At 34.1% G+C, this 22,674-nt stretch carries 21 protein-coding genes; 17 read left to right on the top strand and 4 right to left on the bottom strand.

What is annotated here, in order from left to right; genetic code table 11:
• Positions 1 to 293 precede the first annotated feature (293 nt).
• The 6 genes from HMPREF2767_RS05585 to yhaM all read left to right on the top strand — a co-directional run bounded on the left by HMPREF2767_RS05585 (position 294) and on the right by yhaM (position 7,543).
• The gene (locus tag HMPREF2767_RS05585; protein WP_040929032.1) at positions 294 to 740 is read left to right on the top strand and encodes a helix-turn-helix transcriptional regulator; all 447 of its coding nucleotides are present in this window, start codon (positions 294 to 296) and stop codon (positions 738 to 740) included.
• 49 nt (positions 741 to 789) lie between these two features.
• Positions 790 to 1,920, top strand: a complete 1,131-nt coding sequence (locus HMPREF2767_RS05580) for a DUF445 domain-containing protein (RefSeq protein ID WP_070456210.1) — start codon at positions 790 to 792, stop codon at positions 1,918 to 1,920.
• Positions 1,921 to 1,994: 74 nt separating this feature from the next.
• The gene (locus HMPREF2767_RS05575; protein ID WP_040929034.1) at positions 1,995 to 2,342 is read left to right on the top strand and encodes a YlbF/YmcA family competence regulator; all 348 of its coding nucleotides are present in this window, start codon (positions 1,995 to 1,997) and stop codon (positions 2,340 to 2,342) included.
• 121 nt (positions 2,343 to 2,463) lie between these two features.
• Positions 2,464 to 3,648: a metallophosphoesterase family protein gene (locus HMPREF2767_RS05570; RefSeq protein ID WP_070622959.1), complete on the top strand. Its 1,185-nt coding sequence runs from the start codon at positions 2,464 to 2,466 to the stop codon at positions 3,646 to 3,648.
• 4 nt (positions 3,649 to 3,652) lie between these two features.
• On the top strand, positions 3,653 to 6,598 hold the full coding sequence (locus HMPREF2767_RS05565; RefSeq protein ID WP_070622956.1) for an ATP-binding protein: 2,946 nt from the start codon (positions 3,653 to 3,655) through the stop codon (positions 6,596 to 6,598).
• 6 nt (positions 6,599 to 6,604) lie between these two features.
• The gene (gene yhaM, locus HMPREF2767_RS05560; protein ID WP_068130632.1) at positions 6,605 to 7,543 is read left to right on the top strand and encodes a 3'-5' exoribonuclease YhaM; all 939 of its coding nucleotides are present in this window, start codon (positions 6,605 to 6,607) and stop codon (positions 7,541 to 7,543) included.
• Between the two features lie 51 nt (positions 7,544 to 7,594).
• Here yhaM and HMPREF2767_RS05555 read toward each other — a convergent pair whose 3' ends face one another.
• The 3 genes from HMPREF2767_RS05555 to HMPREF2767_RS05545 all read right to left on the bottom strand — a co-directional run bounded on the left by HMPREF2767_RS05555 (position 7,595) and on the right by HMPREF2767_RS05545 (position 9,476).
• Complete coding sequence (locus HMPREF2767_RS05555; RefSeq protein WP_070622953.1) at positions 7,595 to 8,548, bottom strand: foldase protein PrsA; 954 nt, start codon at positions 8,546 to 8,548, stop codon at positions 7,595 to 7,597.
• An 83-nt stretch (positions 8,549 to 8,631) separates the two neighbouring features.
• Positions 8,632 to 8,994 carry a YtxH domain-containing protein gene (locus HMPREF2767_RS05550; RefSeq protein WP_070622951.1) on the bottom strand — a complete coding sequence of 121 codons (363 nt, stop codon included), beginning with the start codon at positions 8,992 to 8,994 and terminating at the stop codon, positions 8,632 to 8,634.
• Positions 8,995 to 9,047: 53 nt separating this feature from the next.
• Positions 9,048 to 9,476, bottom strand: a complete 429-nt coding sequence (locus tag HMPREF2767_RS05545) for an HIT family protein (protein ID WP_070622948.1) — start codon at positions 9,474 to 9,476, stop codon at positions 9,048 to 9,050.
• A 92-nt stretch (positions 9,477 to 9,568) separates the two neighbouring features.
• On the opposite strand from HMPREF2767_RS05545, the gene HMPREF2767_RS05540 reads away from it, so the two are divergent.
• From HMPREF2767_RS05540 to HMPREF2767_RS05515, 6 genes are all read left to right on the top strand, one after another.
• Entirely contained in the window at positions 9,569 to 10,300 is a 732-nt protein-coding gene (locus tag HMPREF2767_RS05540) for an ABC transporter ATP-binding protein (protein WP_070622944.1), read from the top strand.
• Positions 10,290 to 11,492 carry an ABC transporter permease gene (locus HMPREF2767_RS05535; protein WP_070622941.1) on the top strand — a complete coding sequence of 401 codons (1,203 nt, stop codon included), beginning with the start codon at positions 10,290 to 10,292 and terminating at the stop codon, positions 11,490 to 11,492. Before HMPREF2767_RS05540 ends, HMPREF2767_RS05535 begins: the two co-directional genes overlap by 11 nt.
• Positions 11,493 to 11,564: 72 nt before the next feature.
• Complete coding sequence (locus HMPREF2767_RS05530; RefSeq protein ID WP_070622939.1) at positions 11,565 to 12,239, top strand: response regulator transcription factor; 675 nt, start codon at positions 11,565 to 11,567, stop codon at positions 12,237 to 12,239.
• Entirely contained in the window at positions 12,240 to 13,142 is a 903-nt protein-coding gene (locus HMPREF2767_RS05525; protein WP_070622936.1) for a sensor histidine kinase, read from the top strand.
• A gap of 92 nt (positions 13,143 to 13,234) precedes the next feature.
• The gene (locus tag HMPREF2767_RS05520) at positions 13,235 to 13,984 is read left to right on the top strand and encodes an ABC transporter ATP-binding protein (RefSeq protein WP_070622933.1); all 750 of its coding nucleotides are present in this window, start codon (positions 13,235 to 13,237) and stop codon (positions 13,982 to 13,984) included.
• 1 nt (position 13,985) lies between these two features.
• Complete coding sequence (locus HMPREF2767_RS05515; protein ID WP_070622931.1) at positions 13,986 to 15,950, top strand: ABC transporter permease; 1,965 nt, start codon at positions 13,986 to 13,988, stop codon at positions 15,948 to 15,950.
• Between the two features lie 43 nt (positions 15,951 to 15,993).
• On the opposite strand, the gene HMPREF2767_RS05510 is transcribed toward HMPREF2767_RS05515, so the two are convergent.
• Positions 15,994 to 16,512, bottom strand: coding sequence for an antibiotic biosynthesis monooxygenase (locus HMPREF2767_RS05510; protein ID WP_070622928.1), 519 nt, complete (start codon positions 16,510 to 16,512; stop codon positions 15,994 to 15,996).
• Positions 16,513 to 16,690: 178 nt separating this feature from the next.
• Here HMPREF2767_RS05510 and hemE point away from each other — a divergent pair, with 178 nt between their 5' ends.
• The 5 genes from hemE (at position 16,691) to HMPREF2767_RS05485 (ending at position 22,633) form a co-directional block, all read left to right on the top strand.
• Positions 16,691 to 17,719 carry a uroporphyrinogen decarboxylase gene (gene hemE / locus HMPREF2767_RS05505; RefSeq protein ID WP_070622925.1) on the top strand — a complete coding sequence of 343 codons (1,029 nt, stop codon included), beginning with the start codon at positions 16,691 to 16,693 and terminating at the stop codon, positions 17,717 to 17,719.
• Between the two features lie 6 nt (positions 17,720 to 17,725).
• Entirely contained in the window at positions 17,726 to 18,640 is a 915-nt protein-coding gene (hemH, locus tag HMPREF2767_RS05500; protein ID WP_040929048.1) for a ferrochelatase, read from the top strand.
• Between the two features lie 13 nt (positions 18,641 to 18,653).
• Positions 18,654 to 20,048, top strand: a complete 1,395-nt coding sequence (gene hemG / locus HMPREF2767_RS05495) for a protoporphyrinogen oxidase (protein ID WP_070622922.1) — start codon at positions 18,654 to 18,656, stop codon at positions 20,046 to 20,048.
• Positions 20,049 to 20,108: 60 nt separating this feature from the next.
• Positions 20,109 to 21,098, top strand: coding sequence for a lipoate--protein ligase (locus HMPREF2767_RS05490; protein ID WP_070622919.1), 990 nt, complete (start codon positions 20,109 to 20,111; stop codon positions 21,096 to 21,098).
• A gap of 86 nt (positions 21,099 to 21,184) precedes the next feature.
• On the top strand, positions 21,185 to 22,633 hold the full coding sequence (locus tag HMPREF2767_RS05485) for an APC family permease (protein ID WP_070622916.1): 1,449 nt from the start codon (positions 21,185 to 21,187) through the stop codon (positions 22,631 to 22,633).
• The last annotated feature ends 41 nt before the right edge of the window (positions 22,634 to 22,674 follow it).

The following is a 22,674-nucleotide window of genomic DNA, read 5'->3' as shown; positions in this document are numbered from 1 at the left end:
TTTTAATTGCATTTACACTACATTATGTACTAAAATGTGTTTCTACGATGAAATTCATGTATATAGAATTCTCATCAAACGTTGACAGTATTATATTGTATGTCATTTTAAATATTATCCTACCAGTTTCATTCATCGTTGCGAAGAGTTACTTTAAGATTTATTAATCGGTTTAAACTTTGTTCAACTAAAAGGTGCGACTGCTAAATGGGATGTTAATATCCTCGAGTCGAATGAGGAAAACACACGTTAACACATAGTTTAACGTATAAATGAAGGGAAGAATTTTAGTTATGGACAAAAAAGCCTTTACTAAGGTCATTCAGGAGAAGTTCAAAATAGTACGAACAGAAGCTGGCTATACTCAAGATTCAATGAGTCAAACAGTCGGTCTTTCTAAAAAGACACTCGTACAAATCGAAAAAGAAAGAATAGTTCCAAACTGGACAACATGTGTTTCAATTTGTGCATTATTCAGAGATAGCGATATTTTAACAAGTACTTTCGGTGGAGACCCACTAGAACTTGCTCAAGTATTATCTCGCGGTAATGCTCACTATCCGCAATATAACAAAGAAATGTTATATTGGGAGAAATTAGAAGAAAAAGACGGATGGAGATTAGAGAAAAACAAAATGAACGATCTCTACCGCGTCGTAAATGCTGACAATCAGGCAGAACACGCGTCTTACCTAGAGCGTCAAGCAGTGACATTCTTCAAACAAAAAACTTCAGAATAATATGTCGAACACCTACACTTAGGTGTTCTTTTTTTAAGGAGGTATAAGAATGTCTGTGACGACGATTATAATAACGACAATTGTCGGTGCGTTAATCGGTGGAATAACGAACACGATAGCGATTAAAATGTTATTTCATCCGTATGAAGCAAAACATATATTTGGGAAACGCATCCCACTTACGCCTGGTGTTGTTCCGATGCGTAGAGATGAGGCATCTAAAAAGCTTGGAAATATAATTACAGGCTATTTATTAACACCGGAAGTTTTTGTAGAAAAACTACAAAGTAAAGAATCACAAAAGTTTATGGATTTATTCATCGATCGCCAAATTCAAACGATTGAAGAAGAAAACGTGTCAATCGGTGACGTGTTAAATAAAATATCTCCAAATTTAAAAGAGAAAATATTATCATTTTTATATCAAGAAATTGATTCGAAGATAAAAACGTCGAGTGACGAACTTATGAACAGGTCAATTGAATCATTGATTCCGCATGACGCAAAAGAGACGATTGACAAAGAAGTCAATAATTTACATCTTGTGATTAACGAAAAAATCATTACTTATTTAACATCCGATAAAGGTTACGAAGATATATATACGATGATTGATGATTTTATCGAAAATAGAGGTAAACTTGAGCGTGCGTTAAAATATGTCGTACCGAAAGACTCCCTTGCAACTCGTGTACAAGGGGAGTTAGTGAAGCTATTAAGTCATGAAGACATGAAATCGATTGAACGAGAATTCATCGTAAGAGAGTATGATAAATTTATAAAAAAATCTCCGAGCGAATATATCTCTAAAATTGATCAAGAAAAAGCGACACATAGTGCAGCGGAAATTTTTAAACGCAAAATGAATTTAGAAGAATTACTCGATAGACCAATCGCTCAGTTAAATGAGACGATGTTTCAAACGTTTAAATCTTCAGGAAAACTACGTTTAAGAGACAACATCACGCATTATCTTGGAAAGTACATTCCAAGTATCGTAAAACATTTAAAATTAGCTGAAGTGATTAAACGTCAAATCGATAGTTTTGACATAAAAACACTCGAATTTTTAGTGTTTGAAGTTGCGAGAAAAGAACTCCAAATGATTATGTTACTCGGATATGTACTTGGAGGAATCGTTGGATTTTTACAAGGTATTCTCGTTCCGTTAATAGTGTAACCGTATCATTTTATTTTATATTAGACGTATGATATTATAATCAATATGAAATTTTAAATACAGAGGAGAATTCCATGGTAAATGTATATGATCAAGCAAATGCGCTTGAAAGTGCTTTGAGACAATCTGAAGAATTTAAAGCATTAGAATCTTTTTATAAAGCGGTAAATGAAAATGAGGATTCAAAAAAATTATTCGATGAATTTAGAGAAGTTCAAATGGAACTTCAATTAAAACAAATGCAAGGGGAAGAAATGTTAGATTCTGATATTGAGCGTGCACAGCAAACAGCACAATCAGTAGAAGAAGATGAAAACATTAAACAATTAATGGAAGCGGAGCAAAAATTAAGTATGTTAATCCAAGACTTAAACCGCGTCATTATGAAACCAATCGAAGAACTATACAAAGTGAATGAGTAAATTATAGTAGATTGATTATAGGTTTCTAAACGAATATAATCTCTCAAGAGGCAAGGGTTAGACCCCATGCCTCTTTTGTCGTTTTTTGGTATAATGTATGAAAAGAAAGGTGAGGTGAACGATGGTTAAATTTATCCACGCCGCTGATTTACATCTCGATAGCCCGTTTAAGTCGAGAAGTGAATTGCCGCCACACATTGTTGATCGTTTAATGGAAAGTACATACAACGCAACGAAACGTATGATCGACTATGCAATTAAAGAGAAAGTCGATTTTATCATTATTGCTGGAGATGTATTTGACCAAAAAAACAGAACATTAAAATCAGAAATATTTTTAAAAGAACAATTTCAACGTTTAGAAGATAACGGAATCTTTACGTATATAATTCACGGTAACCATGACCCACTTGATCATAACGTTAAGACGAGTTGGCCAAGTACGGTTCATGTATTTAAAGAAAACATCGAAACATATCAATTGATGAGTAAAGATAACGAGAAAATCTTTTTACACGGATTTAGTTATTTACACGATGAAACATACGAAAATAAAATTGATCATTATCCAGTAAATAATCGAAACGACGGTATTCATATCGGTATATTACACGGAACGTATTCTAAGTCGAATACGAAGAGTAAACGATATACAGAATTTACTTTAGAAGACTTACGTTCGAAACTCTATCATTACTGGGCACTTGGGCATATACATCAGCGTCAAGAACTATCAGATATGCCGCTTATAAATTATGCAGGTAACATTCAAGGGCGTCATATGAATGAAACAGGAGAAAAAGGATTTTATATCGTATCCGGAGACCACGTTCATTTATATAGTACATTTGTCAGTGTTGAAGATATTCAGTTTGAACGCTATGATCTTGAAGTCAATAATATTTACCGTGATGAGTTATATCGTGCAGTCACGGAATATAAAAACAAACTCCGTAAAGAAGGTAGTCGTGTAATCGAATTGACGGTCTATTATGACGGAGAAGAAGACATTAGTGGTAACGACTATTACGAAATACTATCTCTATTACAAGAAGATGAACGAGATGTCGAAGACTTTGTGTGGATTGACCGACTATATATCGAACAAGAAAATGCCGATCAAAACGCACTACTCACGGATATAAAAAATTCATTTAAAGATGACGATGATCTATATAAAACAGCGTTAAACACGTTATATATGGACCCGAAAGTCAATAAATTTTTACCACCAATGGAAGATATCGACAAAGAAAAGCTACTAGAACTTGGTGAAGCACGTTTAAAACTACTCATGAGGAAGTAACAATATGAAAATTAAAGGATTAGATATATACGGTTACGGTAAAATCATCGATAAAAGTTTTAAAATTGAACATGATTTCGTCCAAGTGTTTGGGGAAAACGAAGCGGGTAAATCGACGATGATGTCGTTTATTCACTCGATTTTATTTGGGTTCCCGCGCCGAAACGAAGGCGAACCAAGACGTGAACCGAGACTTGGTAACGCCTATGGTGGGCGACTAATCGTTCAGTTTGTCGATGAAGTTGGACCGGTAACTATTGAACGTATTAAAGGTAATAAGTCAGCTGGAGACGTACGTATTACGATGGCTGACGGTACAGAACGAAGCGAAAATTGGCTAAAAAGAAAATTAAATTATATCGATAAAGAAATGTATCGTTCGATATTCTCGTTTGATGTTCTCGGTCTACAAGATATTAACAAAAACTTAACCGAAAAAGACCTTCAAGATTATTTACTGCGTGCAGGTGCACTCGGTTCTAATAAATATGAAGACATGCTTAACGCAATTAACACTAAGCTTGACGAGCTATATAAACGTAACGGTACAAAACCAGATATTAACGTAAAAATTGATTCGATAAGCAATATGACTGAAAAAATCGCAGAGCTTGAATCGTATGAAGAGACATATGAATCACTCGTGAGTGAAAAGCATAAAATTATCGAAAGTATCGAACGTAAAAGACACTCGGTAAATAGTACTAAACAGCAACTCAAAAATAAGATGAAAGAAATTATGTATCATCCTGAAATTAAAGAGTGGCAAAGTTTAGCAAATAAAATCGATGTCGAACCAGCCTTGTTCCCAGAAAAAGGGATTGAGCGTTATGAAGCGCTTAAAAACCATTTAACGACGGGTCAAAAAGATAAATTACTCCGTCAAGAAAAGCTCGAAGCACTCATCCGAGAAGAGAATAGAGTCGTGTTACCAGAAGAAGACACACTTAATTATTTAGAAAGACTGAGTAAAGAAGAGCCAAATATTAAACATGAACTGCTTGAACTCGAACGTTTACAAAGTGAAGTCGCAACGATCGAAGAAAAAATTCACCGCTCGATGAACGATATCGGTTGGCAAGAAGAGCATTTAGATGTAGATGATTCAAACATCGTGAGAGAAAATGTTCAAAGTTTACTCTCCCGTCACGATGAAATCGAAATGGAAAGCGAATTTTATAATAATTCAATCGCCCAGTTAAAAGATGAAATTAAAGAGACGGATAAAAAACTAGAAAGTTTCTCTGACACTCAAATTTCAAATCAAAGAATACGTGCAAAACTTGAAGTTCAAGACTTAGAACATGAGCTTAAAGAAAAAGAACGCGTCTATCATTTAATTGAAGATAAGTACTTTGAAGAAGAGAAAAAGCGAGAAGCACGTAATAAAACTCAAGGCACAGTTATTATCTCGATGAGTGTCATACTCATGCTAATTGGTCTGTCGTTTATCTTTATAAGTAACCAAAATATATACGGTATTATATTTATCGTCGTTGGGTTATTATCATTACTCTTATTAAAACTCAATAAAACTGAAGAAGAAGACGATCATTTAAAAGATGAATACGAACAAGACCTTGAAAAGCTTAAACAACAAATTAAAGAGAAAAAAGAAGCGCACGATTTAAACTTCGATTATTATGATGCACGTGAGATGATGAACGAAGTCGATCGTCATATGAATAAAAAGTTATCAGATGAAATTAAACTAGAAAGTTTAGAAGAAAAACGTTCGATTTTAGATAGTACAAATGACCAGTTAAAACGAGATCTTGCTCGTGTTAAAGAGAAATTATACGTTAGCGATGAATTAGAAAATGCTCAAATCGTCGATACGATATATACGATTCGTAATATCAAACAAATGAGACGTAACATCGATGAGCTGAATACACGCATCGAAGCAATTGATAGTAATATTACGCAATTTAGTAATTCAGTTAGAGAAGAAGTTTCAAAATACGGTATCGATTTCCACATTAATTCAATTTTCTTTGAAACGAATAAGCTGCTCGAAAAGCTATTAAAAGATAAATCGACATATCATAACTTAAGAGAGCAAATTAACTTATTTGAAAACGAAATCGACGTCATTGATAATCGTAATTACGTTGCAGAAAAAGAAATGAAGGAACTCTTTAATTATGTCGGAGCAGATGATGAGGACGAATATTATTACTACGGCCGAATGTTTACAGAATTTAAAGAGAATGAAGCACGATTCAAAGAGCTCAATAACAAGTTAACAGAAGAAAACTTCGATTTAGAAAGAAGACAGCAATTATCTGAATTCAACACAGCTGATTTAAGAGACGAAGAAACAGCGCTTAATACGATGATCGAAAACTATGAAAATGACATCGACGAAGAGACAACTATGCTCGCAAAAATCGAACAAGACATTAAACATCTTGAAAAAAACGGACAACTTTCAGTACTCCGTCATCAATACGAACTTGAAAAGAATAGTATAGAAACGAGCGCTGTCGATTATATGTCACTGATGTATATTAAGACGTTAATCGAAGCACACATTAAAGCGATCAAAGACAAGCGTCTTCCAATCGTCGTTGAAGAAGCGAGAAAAATCTTTGAATATATTACAAAAGAACGCTATATCGATGTGATGTATGAAGACAACATCATTAAAGTGAAGCATAGTAACGGTCAAATTTTTGATCCTTCTGAAATCTCACAGTCGACAAAAGAACTATTATATATCGCGTTACGCATTAGCTTAATAAAAGCACTTAAAAACTATTATAATTTACCGATTATTATCGATGATGCATTTGTACACTTTGACCAGACACGTACAAGAACAATTTTAGATTACTTTAAAAAGCAATCAGAAGAACATCAAGTGTTATTCTTTACATGTAATTTAGAAAAGAGCATTCCATCGACAAATACAATCGTTTTACAAGATAGTAAAAATAGGAGGTAACAACCGATGAGTAAAATTTCTGCTTTACAACCTGGAGATAGTGTTGAATCGTTTTACTTAGTAAAACGCGCACAAGATGGTGTCACGCAACAGGGTAAGCCATATATGACACTGATTCTAGCAGACAAAACAGGTGAGCTCGATTCAAAATTATGGACTGTTACACCTGAACAAATTAAAGAGTTAAAAGAAGCGGATATGGTAAAAGTTAGAGGGGAAGTTATTAACTACCGTGGGAATAATCAAATGAAAATTTTAGAAATTCGTACGGCAAACGAAAACGATAACGTTTCAATCCATAACTTTTTAAAAGAAGCACCGATCGACGGTGATGATCTGTTCGACAAAATTATGGATTACGCACTAAAAATTACGAGTGCGAATCTTCAGCGTATTACGCGTGGATTACTCACGAAATATCGTAAAGAATTCTCAACGTTCCCAGCAGCGATGACAAACCATCATGACTTCGTATCTGGCTTAGCGTATCACGTTTATACGATGTTAAGAGTCGGAGAGTCGTTATGTGACATCTACGAAACGCTCGATAGAAATCTGTTATATGCCGGAATCATTTTACATGATATCGGGAAAGTCAAAGAATTATCTGGTGCAGTAAATACGACGTATACAGTTGAAGGAAATTTAATTGGACATATCGTTATTGCAACAGAAGAGATTACAAAAATTGCAGATGAACTGAACATCGAAGGCGAAGATATTTTATTATTAAAACATTTAATACTCGCACATCACGGTAAATTAGAGTACGGATCTCCAAAAACACCGATGATTAAAGAAGCAGAAATTCTGCATATGATTGACAATATCGATGCGAGAATTTTAATGATGGACAAGCACATTCAATCTGTAGAACCGGGTACATTTACACAGCGCGTTTTCCCGTTAGAAGGTAGAATGTTATACCGAAGTGTTGATGAGTAAAATATTGGTTTAAAAAACAGGCTCTATTTTTAAAAATAGAGCCTGTTTTTGTTATTTTTCTTGAATGTCAATCGGTGACATCATTTTATCGACTTGTTCTTTAATATCTTTGTTTTCAAATTTTACGTTGTATTCATCGAGTAACTCTTTGTAGAAGTCCATGATTTTGTTTGGATCTTCTTGAATTTTTTCGTTAATCATTTTAGATTTTGCATCTGCAATTTCAGATTCTGACATATCTTCTGCCTTTTTGTCGAGGCGTTTAATGATATGGTAACCGAACTGTGTTTTTACAACGTCAGATACTTCGCCTGGTTTTAATTTGAATAATGCTTCCTCGAACTCAGGGACCATTTGACCTTTTGTAACGATACCTAATTTCCCGTCGTTTTGAGCACTACCAGTGTCGTCAGAATGTTCTTTCGCAAGCTTACTGAAGTCTTCACCATCGTTAACTTTTTTAAGAAGGTCTTCAGCCTCTTTTTTAGCTTCTTCGTCTGTTTTACCGTCTTCAGCTTCTTCATCGACTTTAATTAAAATATGTTGTGCGTCATATGCACCGTTAATCGCATCTTCATCAGAAATTTCTAGCTTTTCACTAAAGAATTTATTGTGTAGAATATTTGCGATTTTATTTTGCTTATAACCTTCGACAGTTAATCCTGGTTGGCTTTGAGAGAGTAGTTGAGCGAACTGATCTTCGCCACCATAACCTTCAATCTCTTTGTCGACATCTGCTTTAATTTTATCGATATCAACTTCATCTTTATATTTATCTTCGATTATTTTGTTTAATGCGAGTTCAAACGTTTGTGATGCGACTTCTTCCATACCAAATGAATTTAAAACGTCGTCCACTGTCACGTTTCCGGCGTCACTCTTTACGAGTGTTTCACCAAATTTTGTCTCTTTGTTATCGCTTTTTGATGCGTTATTGTCATCATTTGCACATGCAGATAAAATGAGTGCTGCAGATAACGTTGTTGTTGTGAGTAGTTTTTTCATCTTTTAAAACTCCTTTAAATTTTAGCTTTCACTAATATAACATAACATAAGCGGTGATGCATTTGTTACACCACCGCTTATGATTATTTCTTATTTGGTTTATCGAATGCGTGCTGAAGGTCTTCCGCTGTGTTTTGAAGTGTTGCGACGTCGTCTTTTAAATGATCGATATTTGGTTCAATATCTGTTTTAAAGTTATCGACTAAGTCTTTCACTTCGTCAGTTAATTCTTTAATGTTAGACGCTTCATGCTTAGCACGAAGTACAGATTGTTTAATGTTATTAATTTCTTCTTTAACTTGGCTTGCTGAAGCACTCACTGTTCCAGAATTTGATTTTAAAGAAGCTGTGAGTTCTCGTCCGGATTGAGGCGCATTTAGTACTGATAAAGAAACGCCACCTACAACACCAACGACAAAACCAACTGCAAAATTTCTAATACCCATTTATGTCACTTCCTTACGTATCATACATATTTCTTACCCGAAACGAATGTTTATTATGCATCGAGTTTAGATTTAATTGCTTCAGCGAACTGTTCACGTTCTTCTTCTGTAAACTCAATGTCTTCCCATTTGTAACCAAAACCGTCATGTTCGTCTTTATATCTCGGTAAAATGTGGAAGTGAATGTGGAATACAGATTGTCCAGCGAATTCACCGTTGTTTTGTACGACGTTTAAGCCTTCAGGTTTAAACGTATCACGTACTGCTTTTGATACGTTACGAATGACTTTCATATAATCGTTTGCTGTTTCATCGTCTAAATCAAAAATATTTTCGATACGCTTTTTCGGCACGACGAGCGTATGACCTTTCACGACAGGAAACGCATCTAAAAATGCGATAAAGTTATCATCTTCATAAATAATATTCGCATCGATATCTCGGTCGACAATCATTTCAAATACTGTTTTGTTCTCACTCATTAGTGTTCCCTCCATAATAAGTTATGATATAGTTTACTTAAGATTATTATATACTTATATACACAAATAACAAATTGAAAGAGAGTTTCAATATGAACATTTTAGAATTACAAAACGTTACTGGTGGTTATGGTAAAACGCCAATTATTCACGACATTTCTTTTTCTTTAAAAGAAGGGGAGATTGTCGGCTTAATCGGTTTAAATGGTGCCGGTAAAAGTACGACTATTAAACATATATTAGGACTATTGTCACCACATAGTGGAGAGATAAAAGTATTAGACAAAAATATCCGAGACGAAAATATGCGTAAACATTTAACGTATATTCCTGAGACACCAATTCTATACGAAGAATTGACGCTAAGAGAGCACATTCATATGACAGCAATGGCATACGGTTTAATTGAAGACGAGGCGATGACAAGAGCAGAACCTTTACTCAAACTGTTTCGTTTAGAAAATGAACTCGATAAGTTTCCGGCACATTTTTCTAAAGGGATGAAACAAAAAGTCATGCTAATTTGTGCATTCGTTGTTGAACCTGAATTGTTTATAATAGACGAACCGTTTCTAGGACTCGACCCGTTAGGTATAGAAGGTTTAATTGAGTTGATGATATCTATGCGAAATAAAGGTAAATCGATTTTAATGAGTACGCACATTTTAGCTACTGCTGAAAGATATTGTGATAGATATATTATTATTCATCACGGTAAAAAAATCGCAGACGGTACGATCGATTCTCTAAGAGAAGAGACAGGCATTAATGGTACGTTAGATGATATTTATTTACATTTAACAGGTGACAGCAATGTGGACTGATTTATTTAAAACACGGATGGATAAAGACATATCTAAACGTATGTATTATATGAAGTTTATTTTTAACAGTCACTTTTTAATCTTTTTAACGATCGCGCTCGGTGCGTTTTTCTATTCGTTATTTGAGTTACGTGACGTGCTACATAACAATATATACGTCGATATGTTAGTCGCTGTACTCGTAGCGTTATCGATTACACCGACGTATCGCAGTTTGTTAAAAGAAGCGGACCTTATCTTTTTAGTGCCTGTAGAAGATGAATTAAATGGATATTTTAAAGGAGCAGAGCGATACTCATTAGCGCTCAGTTATATATTCCCAGTCGTGATGGTGATTTTAACGTTTATGCTCGTTTTAATTAACCATACGCTCATTGAATTCGCGATATTTTCAGTCGCAGTTATCGTGACAGTATATTTAACGTTTAAAATTAAAGTTGAAACGATTCACACGTTACTGAACACTCAACTTGTTATGTATGTTTTAATTATTTTAAACGCGATATTATTATATTTAACGTTAGTTAACATATACTTTGTCGCACTAATTCCGCTCGTATTAAGTATCGTTTTACTTATTACTCGAAAGCAACGAAACTTAAAAGTGAATTGGACGAGATTAGTAGATTACGAAGCACATGAAATCAATCGTTTTAATACGATTATTTCGATGTTTGCGAACGTAAAAAATGCAGATAAAAAATTCAAACGTCGTAAATATTTAGACGTATTTATGAAAAAGCAAAACGTGAAGCATTTCGATCAAAATTATATGTATGATTATATGTTTCATCGTAGCTTTTTAAGAGACTTTGATCTGCCGATGATTATTTTAAGACTAATGCTACTCTTTACAATTTTCATCGTCTGGATGTCCAATATTTATGTGACTGTTATATTCTCACTGTTTGTGCTGTACATTATCATTTTACAGCTCACACAAATTTACCAGTCACAAGCGTATTTACTATGGCCGAAAATATGGCCAGTACAAAGAAGCAATATACAAACGTCATATATCCGCTACTCACATAAAGTAATATTCGTCATATCGATTATATTTGTAATCATCTTTGTCATTATGCACAATAAAGAGTTTTATATCGGTCTAATCTTCCCGATATTTGGTTACGTATTAAATCAAATGTTATCTAAAAATGTATATAAAAAAGAACGCGCACTGAGTGATTAATTGACCAGTGATTAAGCTTCTGGCATGCATCTATTATTCTACCGAGCTATCTAATTGAAATTGAGGTATTTAATGAAAATATTTATTATAGAAGATGATGTGACAATCAGAGAGAGTTTTAAAATTGAATTAGAAAAATGGGATTTTACGGTTACGATTGCTGAAGAGTTCAACACAATTGATCAGCAAGTAAAAGACGAAAAACCTCATATTATACTTCTTGACATCAATTTACCTTCTTATAATGGCTATTATTGGTGTCAAGAAATACGTAAATTTTCAACGGTTCCTATAGTATTTATAAGCTCTAGACATGAAAGTATGGATCAAGTTATGGCGATGCAAATGGGTGGAGATGATTTTATAGAAAAGCCATTTAATATGAATGTTGCCATAAGTAAAATTCAAGCGCTACTCAGACGAACATATGAATTCAAAAAGGATTTAAATGTACTAAATAAGGGTGAGTATAGTCTTTCGCTCGATACGATGACGTTTACATATCGAGATCAATCGATAGAATGTACACATACTGAATATTTAATTATACAGTTATTACTTCAAAACTTTACTCATTTTGTGAGTCGAAATACTCTCATAGAAAGATGCTGGGAATCTTCACATTTTATAGATGATAATACCCTTGCAGTTAACATAGCTCGGCTTAGAAAGAAACTGAAAAAAATTGGACTAGACGGTTCGATTGAAACTAAAAAGAATTATGGCTATCGATTAAAGGATGTATAAATGAAGCGATATCTATCAAGTAAGAAAAACGAAGTAATTATCATTGCTTTTATATCACTATTATTTTTAATTGTATTCTATCTGTTTGATCTTACATTTCGAGCATATGTACTAAGCATTGCGATTATATTTACAGTATATGTGATTTACTTTATCACTCAATTTTTCACTTTTATAGATGAAGAAAATAAATCTGAACAGATAGAGAGACTAAAAACCCAAATTCAGCAACAAAAAAATAAAGAATATAATTACCGAGAAGAACTCGAATCCTATTTTCTGTTATGGGTTCACCAAATCAAAATACCAATTACTGCTTCAAAGCTTTTGCTTGAACGAAAAGATGATAATCAAAATGATCGACTGAAACAAGAAATCTTTCAAATTGATAACTATACGAATCTAGCATTAAATTATTTAAAAATCATGAATGATTCAACAGACATGTCATTTAAAGAAACAGATTTAGATTCAATTATTCAGCAAGTGATTAAAAGGTACGCCATTATTTTTATACATAATGGTACGAAATTACATTATGATAAAATTGAAGCAGTTGTTCTGACAGATCCCAAGTGGACGGCAATTATGATAGAACAAATTCTAAATAATGCACTAAAATATGCAAAGGGTAAAGATATATATATTTATTTTGATGATCGAACAGAAGAACTCGTAATTAGAGATACAGGTATTGGAATTTCAGAGTCGGATTTACCTAAAATATTTGATAAAGGATATTCAGGATTCAATGGTATGTTCGATGAAAAATCTAGTGGTGTTGGCCTATACATTGTTCAGAGTATAGCACATCGTTTGAATCAAAATGTTTCCGTTGACTCTAAGATAAATGAGTTTACGACTTTTAAAATTAAATTTAAGAAATCAATAACCTTACAATAATGTAAGATTACCAAGTATGTTTGTAAGAATATATAAATGTACTTGGTTTTTTTGTGTTTTATACTTGATTTAAATCAATAAGAGGTGAAGATATGTTACTTGAAGTTAAAAATTTATCAAAAGAATTTGGTCGTGGAAATAATAAGGTGACGGCATTAAAGCAAATGAACTTTTCTATACAAGAAGGTGAGTTTGTTGCAATAATGGGAGAGTCTGGTTCTGGAAAATCTACTTTATTAAATATAATTGCAACATTCGACACACCGACAGATGGAACAGTTTTAATTGATGGTCAAGACTTATCATTATTAAAAAATAAAGATGTTGCTCAGTTCCGTCGTGATCAGCTTGGGTTTGTATTCCAAGATTTTAATGTCCTTCATACAATGACTAATAAAGATAATATTTTAATGCCACTCGTATTGTCTGATGTGAAACCGAGTGCTATGAAAGAAAAATTAATGCCACTCGTGAAATCACTAAACATTGAGTCTCATATCGATAAATTTCCATATGAGATTTCTGGGGGACAACAACAAAGAGTCGCAATCGCACGTGCACTGATCACTGATCCAAAAATATTACTCGCTGATGAGCCTACAGGTGCATTAGACTCGAAGACATCAAAAGAAATAATGGAATTATTTCAAAAAGTTAATGAAGATCAACATACTATTTTACTTGTCACACATTCAGTAACTGATGCTGCCTATGCAAAACGCGTATTATTCATAAAAGATGGTAAAGTCTATCATGAAATTTATAAAGGTGACAATTCAAACCAAGAGTTTCAAAAGAGAATATCAGAAAGCCTTACAATGCTAAGCGAAAGTGGTGAGTAAGATGACATTTAAACTCATTAGTAAACTCGTTGTTAGAAATTTTAAAGCATTAAGAGAAATTATTATACCGTTTGTCATTGCAGTATCTGTAATGTTTGGACTGGAGTATATATTTTTATCTTTAATTTTTAATGATTACTTAAACGAACGCAGTAGCGATCTTATTGAAATAATGATTTATGCCAATGTTCTTGTCGGTATGCTCGTTTTAATATTCGTGATTTACGCTTATAATTTTGTGATTAAACGTCGGAAAAAAGAATTTGCAATTAATATGGTACTCGGTATGGAAAAGAAACATATCCGATTAATCATTTTCTATGAATTAGTTGTAGAATTTATTATAGTGTCATTTTTAAGTATTGTTTTAGGTTATCTATTTGGAAATTTAATATTTTTAACTTTAAATAAACTTGTTCAAAATACAGGCGTATCTATTATGGATTATCCTTTTAGTATTGAAGTGAGTATTATTTTAACTGTATTTATTTTCTTTATCTTCGTAATGTTATTTATTATTAGTAACATTCATATTACTAGACAAAGTCCTATTCAGTTGATGAAGACAGATAAAGCAGGAGAAAAGAAAACTTCAAAATTAGTGATCACAATCCTATCTATACTTGGAACATCATCACTTGCATATGGATATTACTTAGCATTAACAACAACCGGTGTCATAGAGTCGATATTTATCATTCTAATCGCCGCAGTATTTGTCCTAATTGGTACGTATTTTATATTCATGTCCGTGACGTTTATCGCTTTAAACATATTAAAGAGCAGTGAAATGTATTATAAAAAGAAACATTTCTTTACAATATCAGGACTTAATTCACGTTTAAAATCACATGTTGTTGGATTAGCAAGTATTACAATGATCTTAACATTATTAATCGTTACCCTCGGACTAAGTTTGACGACTTACCGTGGAATTCAAACACAAATTGAACATATTCAAAAATACGATTATGAAATAAGTCTTTCTGTAAACGATGAAAACGAGTTTCCTGAAATGCAAGAGTTATATGATAATTTGAAACTGAATGACGATGTAGAGTCTTTAAAAATGAGAAAGTTTATAGAGTTACCAGTTATAGATCGTGATGGTGTTATTGAAAACTTTAAACATTTAAAAAATCCAACTAAAACAACTATGATGTATATGTTTCTACAAACAGTCGACAGTCATAATGAATATCATGATACAAATTTAACTTTAGATGACAATGAAATTTTAGTCAGTAGTAATATGAAACGTTATAATGAGGATTCTAAACTTAACTTTTTAAATAATAATGCGTTAAATGTTAGGTTTGTGGATGATAATTTAATTCAGTCACGAATTGGAATTGATGCATTATATGTGGTCGTACCGAATGAGGAATTATATAAAGAGTTTCAGGCATTCTATAATGAAGAAAATGGTGAAATGGCAGAAGTAAAAGCGATTGTATTTAATGCAAAAAATCATGAAGCAAAAGATAGACTAGATGAAACTGTTCAATCGTATAAAGAGACTACTGGTCTGCCGATTGATAGTAAAGAAGAAATTAAAAAAATGATATACTATTTAAACGGTGGTCTCGTTTTTATCGGAGTAGTTGTATCAATTACATTACTTGCAGGTCTGTTTTTAATTATGTATTACAAACAAATTTCTGAAGGTTATGCGGATAAAGATAACTATCAAATTATGCAAAAACTTGGGTTATCATTTTCACTCATTAAATTGACAATTCGTAGACAAATACTTGTAATTTTTGGGCTACCTATTATAACCGCAGTGATTCATACATTGTTTGCGTCGAAAATAGTGTATAAAGTCCTCGGGTTACTTGGAATTAACGATATATCATTATTTGTTACGAGCTATGCTAGTGTAATTGTTGCTATGATGGTTGTATATATCGTTATGTATATGATTACATCACGAACATATATTAAAATAGTTGGTGAAAAATAAAAGAACGCGCACTGAGTGATTAATCTCAGGCGCGTTTTTATGTTTAAAATTCGTCTTCTTCTACTTCTTTAACAGTAAAGTAAAGTTGTGACGTTGCGAAGTCTTGGAACATACTTTCTTCGTTTTGGAATTTTTTAAGCACATCTTGAGTTAAGTAATTTTTAAATGTGTCTGTCTGTTTAAAGTCATGGTATGCATCGATGCTCGTAAATGTGACAAAGACTAAATAGCTATCTTGATCGAGCTTACGTGTGATGCGGTATGATTTAACACCTTTTACGTTGTCTAACTCAGATTTAAAATCACTTAAGTGTGAAATGATCGTCGATTTTCCAATACCATATGCAGGGATATGAACTGCGTATGTTGGATGATCTTCGCTTAAATCACCTTTAGAGTCTACAATTTCGTATGATTGTTCTGTTTCAAATGCAGATTTTTCTTCGTTATCTTCATAATATAATACTGCAGTGTTCGGGTTTGCTTGTAAGTGAGTGTTCGGATATTTTTCTTTTAAACTTTCTAAGTAGCTTACTGTTCCGTTTGTTTTGTGAAAATACATAATGATTACCTCTCATTCTTTCTAAGTTGTTATTCAGCTTACATTATATATAGCCATAATCGAAAACTTGTTAAACATTTAGGAAATTTTTAAATATGACAATTCATTCACATTTCACGAAAACTTCATATATCATGTTACAATATTGTCGATACAAAAGTAATTAGGGGGAAAATCATTGTTTAATGATACGATTTTAAGAGCAGCTCGAGGGGAGAAAACAGATTACACACCTGTTTGGTTTATGCGTCAAGTTGGACGTTCACAACCAGAGTACAATAAGATCAAAGAACAATATGGTGGGTTAATCGAAATTACGAAGAATCCAGAGATTACAGCTTATTTAACAGCAACACCTGTTGAAAACTACAATGTAGATGCTGCGATTCTTTACAAAGATATTATTACACCACTTGCACCGATTGGTATCGATGTTGATATCGTAAAAGGTGTAGGGCCTGTCATCGATAACCCGATTCGACGCATTGAAGACGTCGAAGCACTTGGTGAACTCGATCCAACAAAAGATTTAGATTACACAGTAAAAGCAATCGACATTTTAGTCAATGAAAAATTAAACGTTCCGTTAATTGGATTCTGTGGAGCGCCGTTCACTGTCGCAAGCTACATGATCGAAGGGGGCCCGACAAGAAGATACCACAAGACAAAATCGTTAATGTATAACGATGAAAAAACATGGTTTGCATTAATGGAAAAATTAACAGACATGAGTATCATTTACTTAAAAGCACAAGTGGATGCGGGTGCTAAAATGATTCAAATCTTTGACTCATGGGCAGGTGCATTAAACAAAGAAGATTATGAGTACTATTTAGGTAACTCTATGCGTCGTTTAATTAGTGAAACGAAAAAATTAGGTGTACCAGTCACAATTTTTGGTATTGGTGCGAGCCACTTATTAAAAGAGTGGGACACGTTAGGTAGTGACGTAATTGGTCTTGACTGGAGAACATCGATTAAAGAAGCAAGAGAAATGGGTATTAATAAGTCATTACAAGGAAACTTAGACCCAGCAATTCTACTTGCAGAATGGGACGTTATTGAAAAGTATGCATCTCAAATTTTAGATCAAGGTCAAAACAAAGGTCATATTTTCAACTTAGGGCACGGGGTATTCCCTGAGGTAAATCCAGATACGTTAAAACGATTAACAGAATTCGTTCACAATTATTCGAAAGGGTTGTAATTTAACATGGCAAAAAAAGCATTACTCGTAATGGCGTACGGAACGCCGTATCAAGAATCAGATATCGAACCGTATTACACACATATTCGTCACGGACGTCCACCTTCAGAAGAAGCATTAGAAGATTTAAAAATGCGTTATAAAGCAATCGGTGGTGTATCTCCATTAAAAGATACAACGAAACGTCAAGCGCTTGCATTAGTTGAAGAAATGAATAAGCGTAGTGACGATGAGTATGAGTTATTTATCGGATTAAAACACATCACACCGTTTATCGAAGAAGCGGTTGAAGACATTAATAAAGCGGGCATTAAAGAAATCGAAACTGTCGTACTTGCACCGCATTATTCAGCATTCTCTGTAGAAACATATAACAAACGTGCAAAAGAAGAAGCAGAAAAGTACGGTATTTCAGTAAAATCAGTCGATGATTTTTATCGTCAAGAGCCATTCATTGATTACTGGGTAGAACAAGTCGAAGAAACGATGAAAACTATTCCAGAAGATGAGCACGATAAAACAGCAATTATTGTAAGTGCACATAGCTTACCGGAAAAAATGATCGTCGAAAATAACGATCCATATCCAAAACAATTAGAAGAGACGATGGAACTCATTCGTGAGCGTGCGAATTACGGTCATTATTTCACAGGATGGCAGTCTGAAGGAAACACACCAGATCCTTGGTTAGGTCCTGACGTTCAAGATTTAACGCAAGACTTATACGATGAACATCAATTTAAACACTTTGTTTACTTACCATTAGGTTTTGTATGTGAACATTTAGAAGTGTTATACGATAACGACTACGAATGTAAAGTAGTGACGGACCGTAACAACGCAGTGTACCACCGTCCACCAATGCCGAACACGGACCAAAGATTCATCGACGCAATGGCAAACGAAATCGAAAAGCTATAAAGAGGTGAGTCACGTGAAAAAAGTATGTATTGTCGGAGGCGGGGTTACAGGATTATCTACAGCATATTATTTATCTAAAAGAGGGATTGCTGTCGATTTATACGAAGCGAGTGAGAGACTCGGCGGTAAAATTAAAACATACCGTAAAAATGGTTTTGTCATCGAGCAAGGTGCAGAATCTTACATTAGTCGTAAACCTGAACTGACAGATCTCGCAGTAGAAATCGGTATGAAAGATGACCTCGTTCGAAATTTAACGGGTCAATCATTCATTTATGCGAACGGTTCACTCAGTCCTGTCCCACAAAACACGATATTAGGTGTGCCGACGACTAAAGAAGCAATTCAAGATACAGAACTCTTATCTGTAAGAGGAAAAGCACGTGCGTTACTCGATTATCAAATTCCAGTCGTTGAAATGCATGGGGATATATCCGCTGGAGAATTCTTTAAGAAGCGTCTCGGTGAAGAAGTCGCGACAAATATGATCGAGCCACTTCTCGGCGGAGTTTATAGTACAGCTTTAGACGAGATGAGTTTAATGGCGACGTATCCATTCTTTAAAGAAGAAGAAGAACGTTACGGTAGCCTTATCAAAGGAATGTACGAACGCAAAAAGCGCAGTCAAAATACTGGAGTTAAAACACCAGTGGATAAAAAACAAGGGATGTTTTATCAATTTAAAAATGGACTAGAGTCTTTTATAGACCGTTTAAAAGAAGTTATCGAATCTCAAGGTGGTCACATTTATTTAAATACACCAGTTGAAAAAATTGAAAAACACGATGATCACTATGAAGTTACTGTTAGTAATAGTAAAAAAGAATATAGTGATGTCGTCGTTGCGACGATGCATTTTGCATATAAAGATTTAATTGACGATCCGATGTTAGAGTACTTTAACCATATGAAGGCGACGACAGTGGCCAATATCGTATTATGCTTTGACGAATCACAAGTCGATAACGCACTCGACGGTACTGGATTTGTAATTAATCGTCAAGAAGATGACATGGCGATGACTGCATGTACGTGGACAAACAAAAAGTGGGCACATTCCGCACCAGAGGGTAAAGCGTTACTTCGTGCTTATATTGGAAAGCCGAACAATGAAAAACTAAGTGGTCTCATTAAAAACGGTAAGGACGAAGAAATTTTAGAAGCTGTTAGACGTGACTTAGATAAGATGATGAACATTAAGGGAGAGCCCGAGTTCCATATTATTACACGTATGCCTGACGCTGCACCGAACTACTTAGTCGGTCATAAAGAAATGATCGATAAAATTCACGCGTACTTAAAGGAAAATTATAAAGGCCTTTACTTAATCGGCGCACCGCATTATGCAGTTGGATTACCAGACTGTGTAAAAGCAGCTAAAAATACAGCGTATGAGATTGTCGATTAAATGAATCAATTAGACTTACTTGCTATAATGGCAGTAAGTCTTTTTTAATGGAGGAAAACAATGAAATTTATATCAAATAAAAATATAGATGACCCAATGATTAACTTAGCGATGGAGGAATACGTCTTAAGAGAGATTCCAACAGATGATTCGTATTTTTTATTTTATGTAAACGGACCATCGATCATCATCGGAAAAAACCAAAATACTGTTGAAGAAATTAATGAAAAGTATACCCGTGAAAATGGCATTAAAGTCGTACGTAGAGTGAGTGGCGGTGGTGCTGTGTATCACGATAAAAACAACTTAAACTTTAGTTTTGTAACTGAAGATGATGGAAATAGTTTCCACAACTTTAAAAAGTTTACGCAACCAATTGTCGACGTATTAAATGATCTAGGTGTTCCAGCAGAACTTGTCGGTAGAAATGACATTGAAGTGAATGGTAAAAAGATTTCAGGCAATGCGATGGTGTCTATAAAAGGGCGTATGTTTAGTCACGGAACGATTATGTTAGATAGCGACCTTGAAGCGGTTCAAAATTCATTAAAAGTTAATCCTAAAAAAATCGAATCAAAAGGTATTAAATCTGTCAGAAGTCGCGTAGGTAACGTGAATGAGTTTTTAGATGAACCGTTAGATATCGAACAATTTAAATTGCTTATTTTAGAAAAAATATTCGGTAGTGTAGAGGAAATTGAAGAATATGAGTTAACAGATGAAGATTGGGATAAAATCATGACGTTATCTAAAGAGAAGTACCAAACTGATGATTGGAACTTCGGTAAAAATCCACACTACAATTTTGAAGCGAGCCATAAATTTGATGCAGGACTTTTAGACGTCCGTTTAGAAGTCCAAAAAGGAATAATAGAACGTGCGGCAATATTTGGAGATTTCTTTGGAATTGGAGAAATTAAAGATATTGAAGAAAAATTAATCGGTGTTAGACACGATTATAAATCGATCGATGAAGCACTTAAAGGTGTTGATATACCGCACTATTTAGGACGTATTACGAGAGAGGAATTTTTAGAACTAATCGTATAAAATATATCGAAAATCGAAATATCCCGTTTATCCTCAAAAATTTAGGGTAAGTAGAATTTATATACTAAATTATTTGAGGGGATATCATGAAAAGACGTAAAGAAAAACGTGAGTCATTCGACAGTACGATGTCGAGGCGTTTTGTATGGGCAATCGCTTACGGTTCATCGATCGGATGGGGCGCGTTTATATTACCAGGTGACTGGTTAAAATCTTCAGGTACGCTCGGTGCCGTTTTAGGGATCATTATCGGTGGATTACTCATGTTAATGATCGCAGTCGGATACGGTGCGTTAACAGCAAAGTTTCCAGTGTCTGGGGGAGAGTTTGCATTTACATATGTTGGATTCGGAAAGTACTTTAGTTTCATATCATCATGGTTTTTAATTTTCGGATATATATGTGTAGTAGCAGTAAACGCGAGTGCTTTTAGTTTACTATTTAAGTTTATACTTCCGGACTTTTTAGAAGTTGGATACTTATATTCAATCGCAGGTTGGGACGTATATATTACTGAAGTTATTTTATCGACATTTATTTTAATCGTATTTGCGATAATTAGTTTTAAAGGTTCAGGACTTTCAGGGAAACTGCAGTTTTACTTTTGTTTATTTATGGCAATCGTTGTAGCGGGATTATTTACTTTATCATTTACACCGTCGACATTTAGCTTTGAAAATGCAGTTCCACTCTTTAATGAAGACGCGGGTGTATTCAAATCGATTATCGTAATCGTTGCAATTGCACCGTGGATGTATGTCGGTTTTGACAACATCCCGCAAGCAGCAGAAGAATTTAACTTTGAAGCGAATCAGACGTTTAAACTGATTGTATTTGGAATCGTTGCAAGTATTGTTACATACGTGCTTATGATTTTAATTACATCGTGGACGTTCCCGTATACTGAAATGCTTGAGGAGTCTAAGCTATGGTTAACAGGAGACGTCATTAATTCAGCGTTTGGTAAAATCGGACTATTCTTCTTAGCACTGTCGATTTCATTTGGTGTATTTACAGGATTAAATGGATTTTACTTATCATCATCACGACTCATCTTTGCATTAGGTCGTGCGAAATTTATACCAGAAGCATTTTCAAAACTGCATAGAAAAACAAATACACCGTTAAACGCAATCATATTCGTCATGGTCGTCTGTTTAGCAGCACCTTGGCTTGGACGAACAGCACTCAGCTGGATCGTCGATATGTCATCCGTCGGTGTATCGATAGCATTTTTAGCAACGAGTTTAGTTACAGTAAAATTCTTTAGCGATAAACGACATAAAAGCACACTATATACGGTATTTGGAGTCATCGGAGCAATCATCTCAGCAGTATTCCTGTTGTTATTACTAATTCCAGGATCACCAGCAGCACTCACACTACCGTCATATATCGCATTAGGAATCTGGACAATCCTCGGCGCAGCATTCTTCATGTTCCAGTTTAATAAACTAAAAAGCTTAAAACGAGAAGAACTCGATCACTTGATTTTAGACATGACAAGAGAGGAAATACATTCGAAAGAGATATAGAGGAGAAAACCGAGTTAAGGTAAACCTTAGCTCGGTTTTTT

Source organism: Nosocomiicoccus sp. HMSC067E10, assembly GCF_001810835.1.
Classification (GTDB): domain Bacteria; phylum Bacillota; class Bacilli; order Staphylococcales; family Salinicoccaceae; genus Nosocomiicoccus; species Nosocomiicoccus ampullae_A.
This window is presented reverse-complemented; position numbering and strand designations above follow the sequence as displayed.